The organism is Robertmurraya phoenicis (assembly GCF_047302285.1).
GTDB lineage: Bacteria > Bacillota > Bacilli > Bacillales > Cytobacillaceae > Robertmurraya.
Genome location: NZ_CP154845.1, coordinates 3044792 through 3059771 on the forward strand (window position 1 = coordinate 3044792; position 14980 = coordinate 3059771).

Annotated in this window: 14 protein-coding genes; 4 read left to right on the forward strand and 10 right to left on the reverse strand. The window is 37.1% G+C overall.

Going from position 1 to position 14980, the window contains the following annotated elements:
- Positions 1 to 69 precede the first annotated feature (69 nt).
- A complete protein-coding gene (locus AA0X71_RS15235; protein WP_413356150.1) occupies positions 70 to 906 on the reverse strand; it encodes a polysaccharide deacetylase family protein in 837 nt (278 codons plus the stop codon).
- Positions 907 to 975: 69 nt separating this feature from the next.
- A complete protein-coding gene (locus AA0X71_RS15240) occupies positions 976 to 1212 on the reverse strand; it encodes a hypothetical protein (RefSeq protein WP_413356151.1) in 237 nt (78 codons plus the stop codon).
- Between the two features lie 207 nt (positions 1213 to 1419).
- Between AA0X71_RS15240 and AA0X71_RS15245 the strand changes: the two genes are divergently transcribed.
- The gene (locus AA0X71_RS15245; RefSeq protein WP_413356152.1) at positions 1420 to 1791 is read left to right on the forward strand and encodes a small peptidoglycan-associated lipoprotein; all 372 of its coding nucleotides are present in this window, start codon (positions 1420 to 1422) and stop codon (positions 1789 to 1791) included.
- A 38-nt stretch (positions 1792 to 1829) separates the two neighbouring features.
- Here AA0X71_RS15245 and lpdA read toward each other — a convergent pair whose 3' ends face one another.
- The 5 genes from lpdA to AA0X71_RS15270 all read right to left on the reverse strand — a co-directional run bounded on the left by lpdA (position 1830) and on the right by AA0X71_RS15270 (position 8022).
- Positions 1830 to 3242, reverse strand: a complete 1413-nt coding sequence (lpdA, locus tag AA0X71_RS15250; RefSeq protein ID WP_413356153.1) for a dihydrolipoyl dehydrogenase — start codon at positions 3240 to 3242, stop codon at positions 1830 to 1832.
- A 4-nt stretch (positions 3243 to 3246) separates the two neighbouring features.
- Positions 3247 to 4533 carry a dihydrolipoamide acetyltransferase family protein gene (locus AA0X71_RS15255; RefSeq protein WP_413356154.1) on the reverse strand — a complete coding sequence of 429 codons (1287 nt, stop codon included), beginning with the start codon at positions 4531 to 4533 and terminating at the stop codon, positions 3247 to 3249.
- A gap of 114 nt (positions 4534 to 4647) precedes the next feature.
- Entirely contained in the window at positions 4648 to 5625 is a 978-nt protein-coding gene (locus tag AA0X71_RS15260) for an alpha-ketoacid dehydrogenase subunit beta (protein WP_413356155.1), read from the reverse strand.
- A 3-nt stretch (positions 5626 to 5628) separates the two neighbouring features.
- Positions 5629 to 6744: a pyruvate dehydrogenase (acetyl-transferring) E1 component subunit alpha gene (gene pdhA / locus AA0X71_RS15265; protein WP_413356156.1), complete on the reverse strand. Its 1116-nt coding sequence runs from the start codon at positions 6742 to 6744 to the stop codon at positions 5629 to 5631.
- Positions 6745 to 7344: 600 nt separating this feature from the next.
- The gene (locus AA0X71_RS15270; protein WP_413356157.1) at positions 7345 to 8022 is read right to left on the reverse strand and encodes a YkyA family protein; all 678 of its coding nucleotides are present in this window, start codon (positions 8020 to 8022) and stop codon (positions 7345 to 7347) included.
- A 224-nt stretch (positions 8023 to 8246) separates the two neighbouring features.
- Between AA0X71_RS15270 and def the strand changes: the two genes are divergently transcribed.
- The 3 genes from def to rnjA all read left to right on the forward strand — a co-directional run bounded on the left by def (position 8247) and on the right by rnjA (position 11349).
- Positions 8247 to 8801, forward strand: a complete 555-nt coding sequence (gene def, locus AA0X71_RS15275; RefSeq protein ID WP_413356158.1) for a peptide deformylase — start codon at positions 8247 to 8249, stop codon at positions 8799 to 8801.
- Positions 8802 to 9465: 664 nt separating this feature from the next.
- The gene (locus AA0X71_RS15280; RefSeq protein ID WP_413356159.1) at positions 9466 to 9678 is read left to right on the forward strand and encodes a DNA-dependent RNA polymerase subunit epsilon; all 213 of its coding nucleotides are present in this window, start codon (positions 9466 to 9468) and stop codon (positions 9676 to 9678) included.
- Positions 9679 to 9681: 3 nt separating this feature from the next.
- Positions 9682 to 11349, forward strand: coding sequence for a ribonuclease J1 (rnjA, locus tag AA0X71_RS15285; RefSeq protein ID WP_413356160.1), 1668 nt, complete (start codon positions 9682 to 9684; stop codon positions 11347 to 11349).
- Between the two features lie 51 nt (positions 11350 to 11400).
- Here rnjA and AA0X71_RS15290 read toward each other — a convergent pair whose 3' ends face one another.
- From AA0X71_RS15290 to AA0X71_RS15300, 3 genes are all read right to left on the reverse strand, one after another.
- Complete coding sequence (locus AA0X71_RS15290) at positions 11401 to 12063, reverse strand: potassium channel family protein (RefSeq protein ID WP_413356161.1); 663 nt, start codon at positions 12061 to 12063, stop codon at positions 11401 to 11403.
- Positions 12064 to 12161: 98 nt separating this feature from the next.
- Complete coding sequence (locus AA0X71_RS15295) at positions 12162 to 13052, reverse strand: DUF4349 domain-containing protein (protein WP_413356162.1); 891 nt, start codon at positions 13050 to 13052, stop codon at positions 12162 to 12164.
- Between the two features lie 94 nt (positions 13053 to 13146).
- Positions 13147 to 14973, reverse strand: a complete 1827-nt coding sequence (locus tag AA0X71_RS15300) for an ABC transporter ATP-binding protein (RefSeq protein WP_413356163.1) — start codon at positions 14971 to 14973, stop codon at positions 13147 to 13149.
- Positions 14974 to 14980: the final 7 nt, after the last annotated feature.

The following is a 14980-nucleotide window of genomic DNA, read 5'->3' on the forward strand; positions in this document are numbered from 1 at the left end:
AGGTCGTTAATAACGGCTTTTTGACATCAACTTTTTGGCAAAGGGACTATTAACTGTCCTTTTGCATTTTTATTCGAGTGTTCTTATCAAGTCTGGGTCCACAAATTTATACCCTTTTTCTTGTAGCCCTTTTACGATACCTTCTAGTGCTTCACTTGTCCACGCTCGGTCATGCATGAGGAGGTTTGCACCATTATTTAAATAGGGACTATTGATCATAATTTGCGTTAAGGCATCTTTATTTTGATACTCTTTTTCCCAATCATATCCATATGTCCAGTTCATGATCAACATTTTCTCTTCAGCAGCTATTTTCTTAGATTCGTCCGTGTTTGCCCCAAATGGAGCACGGAAGAACCTTGGTCTCTCCCCAGTAATTTCCTCGACTCGATCATTAACAGACACGATCTCTTTCAACTGTTCTTCCTTCTCTAAAGTAGTTAAATTCTGATGAGAGAAGGTGTGATTGCCAATCGGGAAACCTAAATCATATATTTCTTTTAAAACTGCAGCCTTTTCTTCCGTGTCAATAAAGTGACCATTTACAAAATAGATTGCCTTTACCCTTAAATCTTTAAGTGTATGCGCCATCTCTAATGCTTGTTTATCTGGAGCGTCATCAATCGTTAATAGAACCACTTTTTCATTGGCTTCATTTATCGGTACGACTGCCCAAGTTTTTCCATCGATTTCGTACAATGGTTCCTTTTGCTCTACTACCGTATCTTCCATCTCAGTTTCGCTTTCACTTGAAGTCGGATCTCCATCTTCTTCCTCTTCGATTATTTCTCCTTGATCTGCCTCACTTGTTTGAAGATCAGTTTCTAACAATGATTTATTTATTTCCCCATTATGGCATCCAACTAAAAGAAACATGAGTGCCATTATGGTTAACCATCTCTTCATTGTTGTCACCTCAATTACTTACTGTCCTACCACTCTATTTATTATTGTACCCAATCATTTTCGTCAATGCTAGAAGAGATTCAAGAGGATTTGAATAACACTATAGACAATTAAGCTAATAAAGGTAATCCCTACCGTTTTTTTGGCTGATTTCAAAATCAAATTACTCGTTACCATTGCTAAGTAAACAAATACTATGAACATCGCAACATTATAAATGAGTTGATCGTACTTAGATAGCCACTCTAATAGGGTATAAAAACTCCAAATCATGAGTTGTATCAACATAACAACGTAATTTTTCATCTTCTATCACCTATCTAAAATATACGCTCATTAATACCATTCTATGTTCTAAGTACAAATGGTATTTTTCAATTATGTATCATTTAGATGACATCCCTACTTTATATTTATCTCTATGTTAATATATGGGTAATCAAGACAAAAAAATTAAAAATAGATCAATTATAAAAATGTTCTTCATTATTACTCGAATGCGAGGCTGTTCCTATGAAAATGATGCCTATCTTAATCGTATTAATTCTTATAACTTCAGCATGTCAAAATAACGACAATAGCTTTGAAATTGATAGCAATATAAAACAGATCATTTTCTTTTCCCATGAAAAGGAGTATGCCAACTTACATATCGAAGCTCCTTATTATGATGTAATCATTGAGCTAAGACAACAATTTCCAGATGAATTCAAAGAGATGAAAACTTTTGCCCCTACTAAAGAAAAAGATATCTTTGAAAGGTTCGAGATAGGTGAATGCCCAGCCATTCTTGTCATACATCATGATGAAATTTTAGCAAAAGTGGCAGGAGAGATCTCTAAAGAAGAAATTCTTCAACCAATCGAAGCTGCTTTAACAAACTAAAAACCCCTCTCTTAAAGAGAAGGGTTTTTAAATTATTCTTATTTAATGATATGGATTGGGCTACCAATTGCAACTTCGGCAGCTTCCATTGTAATTTCACCTAATGTTGGGTGCGCGTGAATAGTCATCGCTAAATCTTCAGCAGTCATTCCTGCTTCAATTGCTAAACCTAGCTCTGCAATCATATCAGAAGCACTTGGTCCCGCAATTTGAGCTCCAATTACAAGTCCATCCTCTTTACGAGTGACAAGTTTTAAGAAACCTTCAGCACTATCTAAAGCAAGAGCACGACCGTTTGCAGCAAATGGGAACTTAGAACCAACTACTTCAATTCCCTCTTCTTTTGCTTGTTTTTCTGTATAACCAACAGAAGCAAGCTCAGGATCAGAAAATACAACAGCTGGGATTCCAAGATAATCGATTTGGGCATTATGACCAGCAATTACTTCAGCCGCAATTTTACCTTCATAAGAAGCTTTATGCGCTAATTGTGGTCCTGCGACAATATCACCAATCGCAAAGATGTTAGGGATATTTGTGCGGCACTGTGCATCAATGTTGATGATGCCACGATCAGTCATGTCAACTCCCACTTGATCAAGGCCCATTTCATCTGTATTCGGACGACGACCAACTGTTACAAGTACATAATCAGCTTCAACCGTTTTCTCTTCGCCTTTTGCTTCATACGTAACAACTACGCCATTTTCGTTTTCAACAACACCTTTTGCAAGTGCATTTGTAACGATGTCTGCGCCTTTTTTCTTCAAGTTACGAGCAACAATGGATGACATTTGCTTTTCGAAAGCTCCAGCAAATAGTTCATCGCTCCCTTCGAGAATCGTAACTTCTGTTCCAAAGTTAGCATAAGCAGTACCTAATTCAACACCAATAACTCCTCCACCAATGATCACTAGCTTCTTAGGAATTTCAGGCAAGTTTAGGGCACCTGTTGAATTAATTACGCGATTAGAATACTTGAATGTAGGAAGCTCAATTGGACGAGAACCAGTAGCGATAATCGCATTTTTAAATGTGTATGTTTGGGCAGAGTTTTCATCCATTACACGAATGGTGTTAGCATCAACGAAATAGCCTTCGCCACGAACGATTTCAACTTTATTTCCTTTTAATAAGCCTTCAACACCAGAAGTCAGCTTATGAACAACACTAGCTTTCCAATCTTGAACCTTAGAAAAATCAACCTTCACGTTTTCAGCTGTGATCCCCATTGATTCAGAATGTAATGCTGTTTCATAACGGTGACCTGCAGCGATTAACGCTTTAGATGGGATACATCCAACATTCAGACAAACGCCACCAAGATTTGATTTTTCAACAATCGTTACTTTTTGTCCTAGTTGAGCAGCACGAATCGCTGCTACATATCCACCAGGACCTGCACCAAGGACAAGAGTATCTGTTTCGATAGGAAAATCTCCAACTACCATTTTATTACGCCTCCATTAACATTAATTCTGGATCATTTAATAAGCGTTTAATGTGATTTAGTGCATTTTGAGCTGTTGCACCGTCAATCATACGATGGTCAAAGCTTAATGAAAGTGCAAGCACTGGTGCTGCTACAATCTCACCATCTTTAATGACTGGCTTCTCAGCAATTCGACCGATACCTAGGATTGCAACTTCTGGGTGATTAATTACTGGAGTAAACCATTGTCCACCAGCAGATCCGATGTTAGAAATTGTGCATGAAGCACCTTTCATTTCATCTGGAGCTAATTTACCGTCACGTGCTTTTGCTCCAAGCTCATTGATTTCTTGAGAGATATTGAAAATAGACTTACGGTCTGCATCCTTCACAACTGGTACAAGTAAGCCTTTTTCTGTATCAGCGGCAATACCAATATTGTAATAATGCTTATGAATAATTTCATTTGTTGCATCATCTAATGATGTATTTAATGCAGGGTATTCGCGTAATGCGCTTGTTAATGCTTTAACTACATAAGGAAGGAAAGTAAGTTTAATTCCCTTGCTCGCAGCAACTTCTTTGTATTTCTTACGGTTTGCTACAAGGTTTGTCACATCAACTTCATCCATTAATGTCACATGTGGAGCAGTATGCTTAGAATTCACCATTGCTTTTGCAATTGCCTTACGAATTCCACTCATTTTCTCACGAGTTTCAGGATATTGACCAGCAGGGATTGGAGCCTGAGCTGGTTTCGCAGCTTCTGCTTGTGCTGCTGGAGCTTCTTCAGTTGTTGTAGAAGCAGCAGTTGGTGCTCCACCATTTAAGAATGCATCAATATCATCCTTTAGGACGCGACCGTTATCACCTGAACCATTCACTTGAAGAATATCTACGCCTTTATCACGAGCATATTTACGTACTGAAGGCATAGCGATAATGCGACGGTTTGGATTAGCTGGCTCTGTATTTGCAGGTGCTGCTTCTGGTGTTGCTTCAGCTTGTGCAGCTGGAGCTTCCTTAGGAGCTTCTTCACTTTCATCACCTTTAAATTTAAGGTCTTCATATCCAGGCGCATCAAATGTGATTAATACCTGACCTACAGTCGCTACAGTTCCTTCTTCTACAAGAACTTCCTCAACAGTACCTTCTACTGGAGATGGAATTTCAACAACAGCTTTATCATTTTGTACTTCACAAAGCACATCATCTTCTTGAACTTTATCGCCTGCTTTTACGAACCATTTTACAATTTCACCTTCATGGATACCTTCACCAATATCAGGCAGTTTAAATTGGAATGACATGGATTCATCCTCCTAATATATTCTAGTTAGTGTGCAGCTCGATCGAATTTAAGGGTAATGGAAAAGCCCATCTCCCTTAAATTCAATCATTCAATCAACTATTTCGCGTGTTTTTTAGAAATTAAGTACTTTTTTACTTGTTTCAATAATATCTTTAACGTTAGGAAGCCATACAGACTCTGCTTGTGGGAAAGCAAATACTGTATCAGGTGCTGCCACACGTAAAACAGGAGCTTCAAGACTTAGAATTGCACGATCATTAATTTCTGCAACGACTTGTGCTGCAATACCAGATTGTTTTTGTGCTTCTTGTACAACAATTGCACGGCCAGTTTTTTCAACAGAAGCAATAATTGTTTCAATATCAAGTGGAGCAACTGTACGTAAGTCAACAACTTCAACAGAAAATCCTTCTTTTTCAAGCTCTTCTGCTGCTTTAATAGACTCATGAACCATTGCACCATAAGTAATAATAGAAAGATCTGTACCTTCACGTTTCACTTCAGCTTTACCAAGCGGAATTGTGTATTCACCTTCAGGTACTTCTTGTCTGAATGAGCGGTATAATTTCATATGTTCTAAGTAAATAACCGGATCATTGTCACGAATTGCTGAGATTAATAATCCTTTTGCATCATAAGGCGTGGATGGAATAACGACTTTTAATCCTGGTTGTTGTGCCATTAAGCCTTCTAAGCTATCAGCATGCATTTCAGGTGTGTGTACTCCACCACCAAATGGTGAACGAATGGTTACTGGTGCATTATAGCGACCACCTGAACGGTAACGCATACGTGCTAATTGACCAGAGATAGAATCCATTACTTCATATACGAATCCAAAGAATTGGATTTCTGGAACAGGACGGAAGCCTTGTAAACTTAGACCAACTGCTAAACCACCAATACCAGACTCAGCTAATGGTGTATCAAACACACGATCTTCCCCAAATTCTGCCTGGAGTCCTTCAGTTGCACGGAAAACCCCACCGTTTACGCCTACGTCTTCTCCGAAAACTAATACATTCGGATCATTCTTTAATTCAGTGCGTAACGCATCCGTGATTGCTTGAATCATTGTCATTTGCGCCATGGCTTACTTCGACTCCTTCTCTTTATATAGTTCATATTGCTCCTCTAGGTTATGCGGAAGCTCTTCATACATAATTGAGATCAAATCCGTTACCTTTTGTTTCGGAGTATTATCTGCTTCTTTAATGGCTACTTTAATATCTTCTTTTGCTTGTTCAATTGTTTCATTTTCCATCTCTTCGTTCCAAATACCTTTTTTCTCTAAATATTTACGGAAACGGACAAGTGGATCTTTCTTTTCCCATTCGCTATCTAAATCAGAAGTACGATAACGAGTTGGGTCATCCCCAGCCATTGTATGAGGACCGTAACGGTAAGTTAAGGTTTCAATTAGAGTAGGACCTTCACCGTTGATTGCGCGCTCACGAGCTTCTCTAACTGCACTATATACAGCAAGCGGATCCATACCATCAACAACGATTCCTGGGATACCAGCCGCAACTGCCTTTTGTGCTAATGTTTTAGCAGCAGTCTGCTTTTCACGTGGTGTTGAAATCGCAAATTGATTGTTTTGAATAATAAAGATCGCAGGAGATTTGTAAGCACCTGCAAAGTTGATTCCTTCATAGAAATCACCTTGAGATGTACCACCATCACCTGTATACGTAATCGCAACTGACTTTTGCCCGCGTTTTTGCATTCCAAGAGCTACACCTGCTGCTTGAACATATTGAGCACCGATGATGATTTGTGGTGAAATAACGTTTACACCTTCAGGAATATCTCCACCTTTAAAATGTCCTCTTGACCATAGGAAGGCTTGAGATAAAGGTAAGCCATGCCAAATAAGTTGAGGAACGTCACGATAACCTGGAAGAATAAAGTCTTCCTTTTCTAACGCAAATTGTGACGCAAGTTGTGAAGCCTCTTGTCCAGCTGTTGGAGCATAGAATCCAAGACGACCTTGACGATTTAACGAAATTGAACGTTGGTCTAGAATTCTTGTATAAACCATGCGTTTCATTAGTTCCTGTAGTTGTTCGTCACTTAAGTTTGGTAAAGCCGCTTCGTTTACGACTTCTCCCTCTTCGTTAAGTATTTGAAATGTTTGAAACTGTTCTTCTACCTTTTCAAGCTGCTTCTTTGCATCAAAACTAGCCTTATTTGTTTTAGAAGCCATTAAAAGTCACCCTTTCATACAAAATATATTAAAGTGCAAATATTTTTGGTCCCCATTTTTGCTTAATCTTTTAAAGCTATGTATGGGAAGAAAACAATATTATGGTACCCAAACCTATCTCATCTTAGAAATAACACATCTTTTCTGAGATCGATAAAGCGCTTTAAACACATATTATGAATAGTTTTCCACAATGTGGTTGAAATAAAACGCTCTCTTTTACACTTAGTGATAGTAAAAGCTGTACTATAATTTTAGAGAGATAAATTGATACAACTCTAATCTTCGTTTTAAGTTTACACCAACCAAAATAGCTACGTCAATTACTTAGCTTTAAGTTTTTTAATCTAATCATGTTAATAATGTAGTTAATATTTTTAAAACTGTTTCATCACGATTCAATTTCTGTATTATAAAAAAGAGTACAACCGCATCACTGTTATAATAAAGAAAGTTATATAATAATAATTATAATTAATACTACGGACTTTCAAAAAAGAAAGCGCTTTTTATGTAGAGCGCTTAGATCAGCCTTTCTGACTGGTTTTTGTCCACTTTCCGCTACACACAAAAAAAGGAATTGACCTATTGTCAATCCCCTTACTCCGCTTGTTCTTCCTTTATTTCAATTCCTGCCGCTGTATAAAATCCAAGTTTTATCTCATTGTATTGCTCTGTAAACTCATTGAATTCTTCATTTGATTCAAGAACGATTTTATACGTATCGTTAATTTTTGTAATTTGCTCTTCTAATTGTTCAATTGATAGTTCCTCTTGTTGGAACATTTGATAAAGTTCTTTATCGTATTCAATCCCATTAATATAGTTTTCATATAGAGTATCGTGAGTGGCAAATCTTTTTTGCATGATCTCATATAGCTCGTTAGCCTTTATTTTAATTTCTCCATCTTCTAACTCTTCTATTAAAGGAACAAGCTTTTCAAACTCCTGCTTCGATGCTTGGATACTTTCTTCTTCCTTATCCATATGTTCCTTTCTTTTGTCGACAATCATTAAAGCTTCTTCAGAAAGTGAAACAATTTGCTCGAATTCCTTCATTCCTAATTCGATGATCTTACTATAAATTTCCTTTTCTTCTCTCTCTAGTTCTACTAAAGGTTCCTGTTGTTGTTCAAAATCTTGCTCTAAGTCCACTACAGTTTCAAGCACTGTGTATATTTCATCCGTTGTAGAAGTCCGATTCAGGCACCCGGATAAAACCAGCAAACCTAAAAGAATAAATAAAGCAATAGTTTTTTTCCATTTCAAAATCGACACTCAGTTACCCCCTTCATATAACAATTATTACTATATCTATTGTTTTCATTTATTACAATAGCGCTTGAAAAAATCAGTGTCGGAAATCATGATGAATCCTATTAATTATTCCTATTCAAATCTATCATTCATTATGTCTCTTTCTAGTGATTTTTTGAAACTGTACGGTTATTTCAAATTCTGTTAAAATAATTGCACGAGAGAATTACTTAGGAGTGAAATTCATGCTTACGATGGAAGACATTATTAGAGACGGTCATCCTACTTTGCGTTCCGTCGCCAAAGAGGTCCCACTTCCAGTATCAGAGGAAGATAAAGAAACATTAAGAGCTTTGCTAGAATATGTGATCGCAAGTCAAAATCCTGAAATTGCGAAAGAGAAAAACCTTCGTCCAGGAATTGGTCTTGCCGCTCCGCAAATCAATATTTCAAAAAGGATGCTCGCCATCCATTTAACTGATGAAAAAGGAAACCTTCATAGTTATGCTCTTTTTAACCCAAAAATTATTAGCCACTCTGTCGAAAAAGCTTATTTAACCAGTGGTGAGGGTTGTCTATCTGTTGACGAGTCCATTCCAGGATATGTTCCGAGATATGCTCGGGTTACAGTAAAGGCCACCACTTTAGAGGGTGAAGAGATTAAGCTCAGATTAAAAGGATTACCAGCAATCTGTATTCAACATGAAATTGATCATCTTAACGGGATCATGTTTTATGACCATATAAATAAAAAAGATCCATTTGAGCCAATAGAAAATGCCACCCCGATTGATAGATAAGGAATAGTTAAACAACAACGCAAAGGATTGTGTCAAGATCCTTTGCGTTTTTTATTTTGGCCAAATAAGCAGATACCATGTTTATCCATGAGAAAAAAACCTAAAATTCCATATAATAAAATAAGAAATAGATTACAGGAGAGAATTATCTTTACTTTGTACAAGGATCGTATAATATAGGAAGTAAGGAGATGATCCACAATGTTAAAGAAGCTAAAGAAAAAGCTTGTTAAACAGTGGAAAGATTTGCTTCGAAAAAAATCCATAGCGTAAATTATGAGCCCTTCATGCTTGCGAAGGGCTCCTTCTTTATAGTAAATTTAGGAGCAATACTCTTCGTTAAATGAAGAACAATATACCAGGAAAAAAGAAAATACATGAAATTGTTCCTTTTTTTATATATAATAGAAAAAGTTACTATCGGGACTATTCGGGAGATGATGATCATCCCCTCATTTTATGAACTCATATCCTTACGTTAAATGAAGATTACATGAATCAATTTCAACATGTTCAGGTTTAAAAAACGAATTCCAGAAAATCTATACATATTAGATACGTAACAACAGCATTATGAGAATGGCGTTTTTTATATTATTCCAACCTTTCTTTTGAAATTGAATCACATATTATTACATTTTTATAAAAAAAGGAGAGAAATGGTATGATTTTCAAAGTTTATTTTCAAGATTTAAAAACAGAAGCACCTGTTCGGGAGAAAACAAAAACGATTTTTGTAGAAGCCGGGTCAGTTCGAGAAGTACGTACAAAATTGGCAGAGCGTCCATATAATATCGAGTTTATTACCCCTGTCGATGGAGCATTCTTAGAGTATGAACAGAAAAATGAAAACTATAAAGTATTGGAGATTGGATAATTTATGAAATTTGTTAAAAATGATCAAACCGCCGTTTTTGCTTTAGGCGGATTGGGAGAGATAGGTAAAAACACGTACGGAGTACAATTCCAAGATGAAATTATATTAATTGATGCCGGAATTAAGTTCCCTGAAGATGAACTACTTGGAATTGACTATGTGATACCTGATTATACTTACTTAGTTAAAAATGTTGATAAAATTAAAGGTCTTTTTGTTACACACGGACACGAGGATCATATCGGTGGGATCCCTTATTTACTTAGAGAAATTAATATTCCAATCTATGGTGGAAAACTCGCTTTAGGTCTTATTCGAAACAAATTAGAAGAACACGGTCTTTTAAGAACAGCAAAGCTACATGAAATTCAAGAAGATGATATCATCAAATTCAGAAAAACATCGGTTACTTTTTTCCGAACAACTCACAGTATTCCGGATTCGTACGGTATTGTCGTTAAAACTCCTCCTGGACAAATTGTTCATACTGGAGATTTCAAATTTGACTTTACACCTGTAGGTGAACCAGCAAACTTAACGAAGATGGCTGAAATCGGTAAAGAAGGCGTACTATGTTTACTATCCGATAGTACAAACAGTGAAGTTCCTGATTTCACCATGTCAGAGCGCAGAGTAGGGGACAATATCCATGATATTTTCAGGAAGGTCGACGGTCGAGTTATCTTTGCTACTTTCGCATCGAATATTCACCGCTTGCAACAAGTAACGGAAGCTGCAGTTGCCAACGGTAGAAAAATTGCTGTATTCGGAAGAAGTATGGAAGCGGCTATTAATATTGGACAAGAGCTTGGCTATATCCGAGCACCAAAGGATACATTTATCGATGCTCAGTCTATTAATCGACTTCCAGCGAATCAAGTAACGATTTTATGTACTGGTAGCCAAGGAGAGCCGATGGCAGCTTTATCACGAATTGCCAATGGTACACATCGACAAATTCAAATCATCCCTGGTGATACGGTCGTATTCTCTTCTTCCCCTATTCCAGGTAACGCACTTAGCGTTAGTCGTACCATTAATATGCTATTCCGTGCTGGAGCCGAAGTAATTCACGGAAAGCTAAGTGATATTCATACTTCTGGTCATGGTGGACAAGAAGAACAGAAGCTTATGCTTCGCCTCATTAAGCCTAAATTCTTTATGCCTATCCATGGTGAGTATCGCATGCAAAGAATGCACATGAAGCTGGCCAATGACTGTGGAGTAAGCGAAGAAAATTGCTTTATTATGGACAATGGTGAAGTTCTTGCTCTAAGTGAAGATTCTGCACAAGTAGCAGGAAAAATACCTTCAGGTAATATTTATATTGATGGTAGTGGTATTGGTGATATTGGAAATATAGTTCTCCGTGATCGCCGCATTCTTTCAGAAGAGGGATTAGTGGTTGTCGTCATAAGCATCAATATGAAAGATTTCAAAATTGCCGCTGGTCCAGACATTATCTCTCGTGGATTCGTATATATGAGAGAATCTGGAGATTTAATTAATGATGCGCAGAGCCTCATTGCCAAACACTTGAATAAAGTAATGGAAAGAAGAACGACTCAATGGTCTGAAATCAAAAATGAAATCACTGATACTTTAGCTCCGTTCTTATATGAAAAAACAAAGCGTCGTCCAATGATTTTACCAATCATTATGGAAGTGTAAGTAAACAAAAAACAAGCATGCGCCATATCGCATGCTTGTTTTTTGTTTGTATTAATCCGTCATGACCTTTTTTTCAAATCGATTAATATCTGAGTCAGCTCCAATCACAATTAAAATGTCATTTTGTAAAATAACCTCATTCGCTTGTGGCGAAACATTGATTTCATTGCCTCGTTTTATCGCTACAATGTTTATGCCGTATTTGGCTCGAATATCGAGTTCCAAGATCGTGTGGCCAATGACCGTTCCACCAGCGACAATCTCTACGATACTATGCTCATCAGAAAGCTCTAAATAGTCTAATACACTGTTCGAAACCATTTTATGGGCTATTCTTCTTCCCATATCTCTTTCTGGATGGACAACAGTATCTGCCCCTATTTTTAATAGAACCTTCTCATGATAATCATTTTGCGCTTTAACTGTAATATGTTTAACGCCAAGTTCTTTTAGAATTAAAGTTGTCAAAATGCTTGCCTGTATATCATCACCGATTGCGACAATGACATGATCAAAGTTCCGAATCCCTAAACCCTTTAGGACGGACTCATCGGTTGTGTCACCCATTACTGCATGCGAAGCAATCATTGAAAATTCATTGACTCGATCCTCTTTTGTATCAATCGCCATAACTTCCATTCCTTGTTCTGCAAGTTCACGAACGATACTACCTCCAAAACGCCCTAAACCTATAACTGCAAATTCCTTTTTCACTTTCATTCCCCCGATGAAAAAAGTACATGTTTTGTAACCAAAAAGTATGTCCTCATTGTAGCATAGAATAAGAAAAAGGACATACACGAATTTGGAACCTACTCTCGATTGGATCTATTTCTATTTTTCATCCGTTTTCTTAAAAAAATGAAAATAGGTAGGACTACAAGACCTGTAATTATGAAAACAGGGGTATTCCCAACCACAAACACAAATAAACCAGAAATAAAGGACAGCAAATAATGAAGACTTGTAGCAAATTGCTGCTTCGTTTTTTCCCAAGTATTTAAATTTTGTTTGTCAAGATTCGGCACCACGATTTTATTTTCACTCATCGAAATTGTCACTGTTGCTAAGGAGCTTTGATTTTCTAAATAATTCATTCTCCCTAAAAGTTGTTCAATTTCTTCTTGGGTTTTTGCTAAATCATTGGAGATCTTCAATAAATCCTCTGTGTTATTCGCTTTTTCCATAAATTCTAGAAGTCTTGCCTCCACAGTACGTTTAGATTTTAACCTCGATTCTAAGTCTACATATTGTTCTGTAACATCTTCTCCATTCACCGTTCGATCATAAATCTTCACGGCCATACCTTCAGCTTCAGTCAAAAAGTCTTGATAGCGATCATTTGGAATTCTAACAGTGATGGTTCCACTGTACACTTCTTGCTCTTCACGGTATGTTGAAGACTCGACCACATAGCCGCCGTATTGATTCGTTTTTAACTCTATTGCTTCCAAAGAAGATTGAAAATCCTCGACCTCAAGTCTAAGATCTGCTTTATAAATAACCATTCGATTCACTGGTGCAACAGGCGCTTCTTCTTTCATATCTGTTGCATTCGATAAAGAAACGTCCATTTCTTCAGTTTTCTGCTCAATTGCTACTCCACTCTCAGCATCCATTGCTTGTTCTTGCGATTCAGAACCTGCACTACAAGCACTAAGCAAAATCAAAATCAACACACCAAAGACTATTTTTCTCAACATGATATTGCCCCCTTTTATTGCTAAGACGAGAAATTCCCTAAAAGGTTACAAACGGAAGCAAAGTAAAAGCACCACCATAAGGTAGTGCTTTCATTTATACAGCATTCAGCATATTAAATTGTGACTTAATAAGTTGATAATACTCTCCTTGAACATCCATTAGTTGTTGATGATTTCCTTGTTCGACAATTTCACCATGATCCAGGACAATAATATTATCAGCTTCGCGAATGGTAGAGAGTCTGTGAGCGATAATCACAGCCGTTCTTCCCTTTAACAATGTCTTTAGAGCTGTTTGAATTTTTACTTCTGTTTCAGTATCGATACTTGCAGTAGCTTCATCTAGAATAATAATTCTTGGGTCAGCAAGCAATGCTCGTGCGAAAGATATGAGTTGGCGCTGCCCAACAGAGAGCACATTTCCTCTTTCCTCTACTTCAGTGTCATAGCCATTCGGTAAATTTTCGATGAAAGAATGTGCACCAACAGCTTCTGCCGCCTTTTGAACTTCTTCATCGGTTGCGAAAGGATTACCGAAGCGGATATTATCAGCAATGGTTCCCGAAAAGATAAACGTATCCTGAAGTACTACACTAATTTGCTCGCGTAAATCCTTCAAAGAAATATCCTTTAAATCATTCCCATCTAATAAAACTTGACCACTAGTTGGATCATAGAAACGACTAATTAAGTTCGCAATGGTTGTTTTACCTGAACCAGTATGCCCAACTAACGCAACTGTTTGACCTGCCTTCATTTCCAAATTTACACTTTTAAGTGCTGTTCTTTTTTCATCATAAGAAAAAACAACATCTTTGAACTGGATATGCCCTTTTACTTCATCCAAGCGAACCGCTTCTCTTTTTTCAGACACAATAGGTTGCTCATCCAAAAATTCGAAAATACGCTCAGATGAAGCCATCCCCATTAATAATTGATTATATACTTGCCCAAGTCTTGAGATCGGCTCCCAGAACATCCCTAAATAAAAGGCGAAAGAGACAAAGATTCCGATAGTCATTGTATCATTTTGGATTAAGCTCGCCCCAAACCAAATTAATACCGCTGTTCCAACTGCGTTAGTAAGTTCCACCAACGGTCTAAACATCGCATTTTTTTGCGAAGCGACGCGCCAACTTTCAAATGTTTCTGTATTGACTCCATCAAAAAAACCCATATTCTCTTTCTCTTGTGTAAAGGCCTGTGTAACACGGATTCCTTGAATACTTTCGTTTAGGTGTGAGTTTAACTTTGATTGGAACAGCCTTACCGTTTGCCAAGATCGCCGAATATTTCTTCGAAGACTGGTCGAGATAAAGAACATGATTGGCAATATAACCATTACTGCCAATGTTAATTCTGGACTTAAACTAAATAAAATAGCGAAAATACCTATAAGTAGAATAACATCCATCATTAAGTTAATGACACCATTCGTAAACAATTCCTGTAACGAATTAATGTCATTCATAATTCTGACCAGTATCGACCCTGCAGATCGTTGATCAAAGAAACGATGGGAGAGATTTTGAACATGAGTAAAGAGATGCTTTCTCAAATCATAAATGACACTTTGACCTAACTGGTTCATCCATTTAATTCGTAAAAAATTTGCCACATAGGATAGAGTGAATAAACTTGCAATGATAATGATTAATACGGTTAATAAACCAGTATCTTTATCAACGATTGCCTTATCAAGTACATAGACCCCGATTAAAATCGGGATGATTAAACGTACTGCCGTTGTGATCAGCACCATTAATATCGATAACGGTAGTAGATTCTTTCGATATGGCTTCATATAGCTAAAAAGTCTCAGCATTTGCTTCCAGTTAAACGGCTTTTCAATCACCTGGTCCGTAGAATAATGGAATCTTTTGAGTACATTTTCATGAATTGGACGTTTATCATTCTTCATGTTATCC

Coding starts and splice junctions, on each gene's coding strand:
- AA0X71_RS15235 (WP_413356150.1), bottom strand. CDS start 906: ATGAAGAGATGGTTAACCATAATGGCACTCATGTTTCTTTTAGTTGGA.
- AA0X71_RS15240 (WP_413356151.1), bottom strand. CDS start 1,212: ATGAAAAATTACGTTGTTATGTTGATACAACTCATGATTTGGAGTTTT.
- AA0X71_RS15245 (WP_413356152.1), top strand. CDS start 1,420: ATGAAAATGATGCCTATCTTAATCGTATTAATTCTTATAACTTCAGCA.
- lpdA (WP_413356153.1), bottom strand. CDS start 3,242: ATGGTAGTTGGAGATTTTCCTATCGAAACAGATACTCTTGTCCTTGGT.
- AA0X71_RS15255 (WP_413356154.1), bottom strand. CDS start 4,533: ATGTCATTCCAATTTAAACTGCCTGATATTGGTGAAGGTATCCATGAA.
- AA0X71_RS15260 (WP_413356155.1), bottom strand. CDS start 5,625: ATGGCGCAAATGACAATGATTCAAGCAATCACGGATGCGTTACGCACT.
- pdhA (WP_413356156.1), bottom strand. CDS start 6,744: ATGGCTTCTAAAACAAATAAGGCTAGTTTTGATGCAAAGAAGCAGCTT.
- def (WP_413356158.1), top strand. CDS start 8,247: ATGCTTACGATGGAAGACATTATTAGAGACGGTCATCCTACTTTGCGT.
- AA0X71_RS15280 (WP_413356159.1), top strand. CDS start 9,466: ATGATTTTCAAAGTTTATTTTCAAGATTTAAAAACAGAAGCACCTGTT.
- rnjA (WP_413356160.1), top strand. CDS start 9,682: ATGAAATTTGTTAAAAATGATCAAACCGCCGTTTTTGCTTTAGGCGGA.
- AA0X71_RS15295 (WP_413356162.1), bottom strand. CDS start 13,052: ATGTTGAGAAAAATAGTCTTTGGTGTGTTGATTTTGATTTTGCTTAGT.
- AA0X71_RS15300 (WP_413356163.1), bottom strand. CDS start 14,973: ATGAAGAATGATAAACGTCCAATTCATGAAAATGTACTCAAAAGATTC.